This window comes from Methylobacterium nigriterrae (assembly GCF_037106235.1).
GTDB lineage: Bacteria > Pseudomonadota > Alphaproteobacteria > Rhizobiales > Beijerinckiaceae > Methylobacterium > Methylobacterium nigriterrae.
Genome location: NZ_JBAWTG010000230.1, coordinates 1 through 4,800 on the forward strand (window position 1 = coordinate 1; position 4,800 = coordinate 4,800).

The following is a 4,800-nucleotide window of genomic DNA, read 5'->3' on the forward strand; positions in this document are numbered from 1 at the left end:
CAGCGCCTCCACTCAGCCCTCGGGTACCGTACGCCTGAGCAGGCCGAGCAGCGCTGGGCAACGTAACCTCCGTGTCCACAAAAACGGGGGAGGATCAGTGGCCCCTTCCTGGCCCGGAGCCATGCGCTAAGCTTCGGCCGATTTCTGACCGCCCCCTCACCCCGCGCACTCGGAAGGTGCTCGCCGCCCTCACGGACGAGTTCCTGCCGCCGGGTGTGCTCGCAGTGTGCGAGCAGGCCTGCCGACCCGGGACCGGAAGGAGCTGGCCGCGCGAGCCTGCGATGCGCTCGTGCAGCTCGGGCTGGCGGAGGCACACTATGACGGCCGCTGGTATCGGTGGCGGCGGGCACCTTGAGCCCGGGTCAAATTCCTGCGCGTGTCCCTTCGTGGGCAAGAGACTGAGAGATTCTGACGCAAGCGAACGGCTGAAGAAGGCCGTCCGACGAAAGGTGATCCTGAAGGCGGGGCCGCAGACCCGGTAACCTATGTTCGGCGAGTCGGCCAGCCGCTGCTTGGCGAGGAGGGCAATCAGTTGATCGTCCGCCTTGTCCCCACCGCTCCTGTCTCCGGATCAATCCCGTGGTTTCTCGCCACGACTGCAGTCAGCCGAGCCAAGTGGGGCCGAGGTTTTCTCCCGACCAAGCCGTCTCCAGAAAGCCGAGCCCGGCCGATATGAGCGCCAAGCTTCGTCCTCACTGCTGATGAGGAGCCTCGGGCGGAGCGCTCGATGCCGTTGGGTGTGGAACACGCGATGCTCCGCTCACGCCAACCAAGGCAGCGGCGAGCACGACAAAGACCGCGAGGAGGGGGCCAATCTTCATACGCACCTCCCAGGCTCTAGTGCCTCCGCGATGATCCGCGCGCCCTCCACCACATGCAACATTGCGTGCGATTTTAGCTGGCTCAGGCGTGCTCGATGGCGCGCCCTGTAGATGCTTCTGGCGACCCCTACCCTCACCTTAATCGGCCTGATCGCCTATGCTGAGCCCGGCGTCTGGCTTTCGTGAGCAGGTGTCGGCCGGCGGGGTGTGAGGAGGGCAAACCGGGCATCCCGCCGGTCCTTGGATGCCGGCACACGACGTGCACCGAGTGTCCGCGCCCTGGGACGAGGGTGGCAGTCACCGGCCGGCCCCGTTCAATCGTCTCCGAGCGGTGGTGCGGTCGGTGACCCCTCAACGCGTTCGATCTCTACGATTGCCGGTCTCTACCTTGCGGCGCAGCATCCTTATGCGCCCTGAGGCACACGCAGGGTGGCAGGCGCCGGCCGCAGACGTGGTTGCCAGCCATGGAGCCTGCTGCGGTCGGTGGCCCCTGCCCTGCGTCCACTCTCAACGATTGCTGAGGGCTATTCTGGGGCGCAGCATCATCGTGCGCCCTGTTGGGAGGGTGGCAGGCACCGGCCGCGCAAGCATCGCCCCGTCCTCCTCGCGCTGTCGCGGTTGGTGACCCCTGTCCTGAACACTCCCCGAGATGCCGGGTTGAACCTGTGCCGGTCGACTGTTTCTCCGTTCGGTCCACCGGCTCGACGACGCTGGCTTCAACCCGCTCTCACATGGCCCGCGCCGTCGACCTTCCTTCTGCTCGTAGTTGATCTACTGGCAGTCGAGATGGAAGCTCCATCAGAGCCGGTGCTCAGACCTGCCATCATCGCCTCGCGCCGTCTCGCCGGCTATCCTGTGCCGTCCCAGGCTGCGCGTTGTGAATAGTTCGGGATCTCGCCCCAACACGATCGCGGCGGTACGAACGCGCGAATTCGTGCATGTCGAGTTCGAGCGCACGACCAAGCGCATCCCGAGTGTCTGCGCCATCTGCCTCAAGGAAGGCGAGTTCGAGCTCTCCCATCGCCATCAGCATACCATTCCAAATACGAACAAACAGGGAACATATGGGGTGAGCGGGCGTGACTTCAATGCCACCCGGCCGGAGGTGCCCTGCCACAGCGGTATAAGCGGTCCAAGATGTCGCCCCGTCACCAGAACACTGGCATCTCGGCAATCCGTCGGATCCCTCCAGAGGCTTCGATTTGTGGCCAACCCTCCGTTCGTAGATGCGGCAGCCGCCGTGTCAGTGCGCGAAGCCCCTCCTCCAACTCCATTCTCGCGAGCGCCTCGCCGAGGCAGCGGTGCACACCGCCACCGAAGACCAGATGCCAGCGTGGATGGTCGGTGCGACGGATGTTGAACTGATCGGCGTCTTCGTAGAGAGCGGGGTCACGCATGGCCGACATCGTCGAGAACGAGACGAGCGCCTGGGCAGGCAACACATGTCCGCCGAGATCGATCTCCACCAGGGTAAAGCGCGGGAACGAACCAACAGACGGCTCGTAGCGCAGCGCCTCCGCCACCGCACCAGGGATAAGGCTCTCGTCTCGGCACACGGCCTCCCACTGCTCGCGGTGAGCGAGGAGTAGCGCAACCTGAATGGCCAAAGCGGCCCGCGTGGTATCGCTGCCGGCTAGAGCGATCGTGACGACCTGCATCAGCGCCTCGCTGGGCGAGAGCTGGCCCTGCCTGTCGACCGTTGCCGTAAACTGCGAGAGGAAGTCGTCCCTCGGCACCCGGCGGCGCTCATCGAGAAGATCGCTGACGTAAGCTGTGAGTTGTCGTGTGGCTTCCTCGATCGCTGGGGTCTCCTCGGGCACCCATGTCGAGCTGAGCGAGCGGGCCATGCGGTAAACCCAGTCTGTGAAGCGCGGGATGTCGGCCTCTGGTAGCCCCAGTATCGAACTGATGGTCCGGGCCGGAATGGCAGCCGCAAAATCCGCGAGCAGGTTCATCGTACCGTCGCCGCGACGCTCATCAAGAATGTCCTCAGCGACGCTGCTGATGCGAGGGCGCAGTTCCGAGACTATCCGGAACGCGAAGGTGCGGGACATCGGCGCACGCCGCCGCCGGTGGGCCTCGTCGTTGGACAGCAGCATGCTGCCCTGCAGGAAGGCGAACAACGGTCCCGAGGTCACACCGCGAAGCGCAGCGAACTCCGTTTCCACCTGACGCGTCCGCGGATCGGACACGAGGCTCTGCAGGTCCGCGGCCCGCAGCAGAATGAACACACCATCGTCCGACCTGATGAAGGGAACGAGCGGACGGTAGCGGCGGAACGTTCCGTGCGGATCCCGCTCCAACTCGGCACGGGGCACGATCACCGGTTCAGGCTGAGCGTGGGTGTGGTTGGGTGAAGCCAAGATGGTCATGGAGCAAGCTCCGTTGAGGACCAGGCAAAAGCAACTTCTGCCGGGTCCGCGCTGCCTGACGGTGCCAATTTACACAGCCTTGCCCAGGGAGAATGCCGCAGAGGTGTTCCCCAGAGCTACGATGCAATCTGTCCCCCTAAGCCGGGTACGCTCTGCCCCGGCTAAGGAAGCCCATCGGCCTCGGCGTACGAGGCAGGTCGTACTCCTCGCACTCGGCGATCCCGAACGCTGCTGCCTGGAATGAGCCCACGACAGGGGCTTGTTACGTTGGCCAAGTAGAGCGCATTCCGAGGGCTGGAGCGGGACCGCTTAGGCCCGCTAAGCCGTTGAAGTTGCGTGCCCCACCGCGACCAGGGCCGGCAGTCTTGGCAAGCAATAACCCCAAACGTAACAAGCCCAGTGCCCGTCGCCTTGCCACTGCCGCGACACGGCTTCCAAAGCGCTCCTACTCCATCTGTGGGTGATAGAACTCTACAGAGAATTCGAGTTCCGCGATCTCAAGAGTGCGGATAACTCTCTTGCCTAAGGCACGCAATGCCGCGACATGGTCCGGTGCATGGTCGGCAGAGGCCAACACTTCGAAGCGGGCTGCGCCGCCTATTACGACAAGGTGAAGCTGACCAATATTGTCGCTCGACGCAATAATGCAGACAGCGAGCGTGCTGACACTTCCGAGCTCCTCGATCGTGTTACAGCGCCGGTGTTGGACGTTCGCTGAAGGCTGGCCGACGCTGATGATGTCACCCATGCGCCTGGGTCTCCATAGCGACGGAACTCATGCAAGGTTTACGCCTGCTGCCCTTACCGCGGTACTTGCGCTATCAACCGCACCCCGGAAGATGCGCCAGCACTCGCTGTGCCTGAACTGCCTCCCATTGGTCACCACCTCGCGCCGTGGCGATGCCACGGTGTGTCAGCGCCCGGGCGATAACACGTCGCGCTCGTGATGCCCGACGCCCGCCGGTCCGCGATCACAGGTGCGAGCCGGTCGGCCTGAGCTTGCGCCTAGGCCGCGCCAGTGGCTGCCTTGGTGCCCCATTTGGATTGGACCAGCAGATCCAGCACCTCGCCTTCCGCATCCAAGGCTCGCCACAGGTACATGCGCCGCCCCTGGCTGGTGACCACCATCACATCCAAGTGCCAAGTGCCGGTAGGTCGGGGCCGCAGCCGGCGCAGGTTCCGGGCGAACATAGGACCGAACTTAGCCACCCACCGCCGGACACTCTCGTAGGCAACGCTGATGCCGCGTTCAGCCAGGAACTCCTCGACATTCCGGTAGCTGAGGGAGAGCGAAGGTACAGCCAGACGGCGTGGCGGATGATCTCGGGCGGAATCGAGTGCAAAGGCCGACGCTGCTCGACGGACTTTGCTCTGTCCATGAAGGTCAAGGAGCGGCCGGCGGGCACGCCCGAGCAACGCTTGCGCGGCGAAGTTGCTCGGAAGGATCATCCGGGCGGGTCCTTGGGTCGGTCTACCGTGCCGGCCGAATCTGGACGGCGCGATGGGATCGCGGCTTCGTCAGTCTTGTGGAGGTCGGTGAGCGGGACCTGTGGCTCTGGCTCGTCTCGCCTGCCGATCCCGAGGGAGCGGACCAAGACCGGGAGGAA

The 4,800-nt window shown here is 64.5% G+C and carries 2 protein-coding genes and 1 pseudogene; all 3 read right to left on the minus strand.

The features are described 5' to 3' along the window. Positions 1–1,969: 1,969 nt before the first annotated feature. Positions 1,970–3,193 (minus strand): cytochrome P450, encoded by a 1,224-nt coding sequence (locus tag WDW90_RS34945; protein WP_336492325.1) that lies wholly within the window; start codon positions 3,191–3,193, stop codon positions 1,970–1,972. 445 nt (positions 3,194–3,638) lie between these two features. Further along, positions 3,639–3,941 (minus strand): hypothetical protein, encoded by a 303-nt coding sequence (locus WDW90_RS34950; RefSeq protein WP_336492326.1) that lies wholly within the window; start codon positions 3,939–3,941, stop codon positions 3,639–3,641. A gap of 272 nt (positions 3,942–4,213) precedes the next feature. Then, a pseudogene (locus tag WDW90_RS34955) lies at positions 4,214–4,572 on the minus strand (IS6 family transposase); the annotation flags it as partial. Between the last annotated feature and the right edge of the window lie 228 nt (positions 4,573–4,800).

Bases quoted from the DNA above. Each gene is read 5' to 3' on its own strand.
- WDW90_RS34950 (WP_336492326.1), bottom strand. From the start codon at position 3,941: ATGGGTGACATCATCAGCGTCGGCCAGCCTTCAGCGAACGTCCAACAC.
- WDW90_RS34945 (WP_336492325.1), bottom strand. From the start codon at position 3,193: ATGACCATCTTGGCTTCACCCAACCACACCCACGCTCAGCCTGAACCG.